General features: G+C 71.0%; 2 protein-coding genes. One reads left to right on the top strand and one right to left on the bottom strand.

Annotated elements, in window-relative coordinates; translation table 11 throughout:
- Positions 1-86 precede the first annotated feature (86 nt).
- The gene (locus IY392_RS13275) at positions 87-311 is read right to left on the bottom strand and encodes a hypothetical protein (protein WP_107757168.1); all 225 of its coding nucleotides are present in this window, start codon (positions 309-311) and stop codon (positions 87-89) included.
- Between the two features lie 119 nt (positions 312-430).
- Here IY392_RS13275 and IY392_RS13280 point away from each other — a divergent pair, with 119 nt between their 5' ends.
- On the top strand, positions 431-1354 hold the full coding sequence (locus IY392_RS13280; RefSeq protein WP_107757167.1) for an SDR family oxidoreductase: 924 nt from the start codon (positions 431-433) through the stop codon (positions 1352-1354).
- Positions 1355-1406: the final 52 nt, after the last annotated feature.

Genomic DNA, 1406 nt, shown 5'->3' on the forward strand with positions numbered 1-1406 from the left:
CGGGCCGACCCCCCGGGTGGCGCGGTGGGGGAGTCGGCCCGACGGGCTCGGCCGAGTGGCCGGAAGTCTTCTGCCGGTGTGGCAGATCAGGCCACGCCGGTGCCCTCGTCGGCGGCCGGCGAGGTGTTGGTGCCGCCGTCGTTGATCTCGAAGCGTGTCCACTCACCGTTCATGTCGACCTCCATGGCGTACCCGAGAGCATCGTCGGGCACCTCCACGGTCTTGAACCAGTCGTAGGCCTTGGTGTCGTCGGCGAACTCCTTCTCATCGATGACGTTCTGCTCGGGATCGATCACGCGGTAACGGGGCATGCCCACTCCTTCGGTTCGGTTGACGGCTGTCGTGCCCGCATTGTGGGGGATCCCGGGCCCGCTCGCATCCGGTCGCCGGAGGCGTACGGTCGGGAGTCCAGACGACCAGGGAGGCGTACGTGACCACCGATCCGACAGTTCAACCCTCTGACCAGTCCGGGGATCCCGTGCTCGTCGACCCGACGGCGAAGTACCAGATCGAGGTGCCGGTCCAGCAGCAGCCGGTTCCGGGGTTGGCCTCCCGGTTGGACCCGCCCGCCGACCACGGCGAGGACTCGTACGTGGGCCACGGTCGGCTCACCGGGCGGCGGGCGCTGATCACCGGCGGTGACTCCGGGATCGGCCGCGCCGTGGCCATCGCCTACGCGCGGGAGGGCGCGGACGTGGCGATCGGCTACCTGCCCGCGGAGCAGTCCGACGCCGACGAGGTGGCCGAGCTCGTGCGTGCGGCCGGCCGGACCTGCGTCCTGCTCCCCGGCGACGTCGGGGACGAGGCGGTCGCGCGCGGGATCGTCCGCGACGCCGTCACCGGACTCGGCGGGCTGGACGTCCTCGTGCTCAACGCCGCACGGCAGACCTTCGTCGAGCACCTCGAGGACCTGACCTCCGAGCAGTGGGCTGAGACGATGAACGTCAACATCTCGGCACCGTTCTGGATGATGCAGGAGGCGCTCGGGCATCTGCAGCCCGGGTCGAGCGTGATCTTCACGTCCTCGGTGCAGGCGTACACCCCGTCGCCGGGTCTCGTGGACTACGCCACCTCGCGCGCCGCCGTCAACACGATGTCCAAGTCCCTCGCGCAGCAGCTCGCACCGCGCGGGATCCGCGTCAACGCCGTCGCGCCCGGGCCGTTCTGGACGGCGCTGCAGGTGAGCGGCGGGCAGAAGCCCGAGAAGCTGCCGACCTTCGGTCACAAGAACCCGCTGGGCCGTCCCGGACAGCCGGTCGAGATGGCGGGCGCGTACGTCTACCTGGCCTCCGAGGAGTCCTCGTACACCACCGGGAACACGCTCTCGGTCACCGGCGGCGCCCCCACGCCATAGTGCTCACACCCCGCGCGCTCGCCCCACGCCACGCGCGCGCTCGCCCCACGCC

The organism is Dietzia sp. SYD-A1 (assembly GCF_015356725.1).
In the GTDB taxonomy this organism is placed as follows: Bacteria; Actinomycetota; Actinomycetes; order Mycobacteriales; family Mycobacteriaceae; genus Dietzia.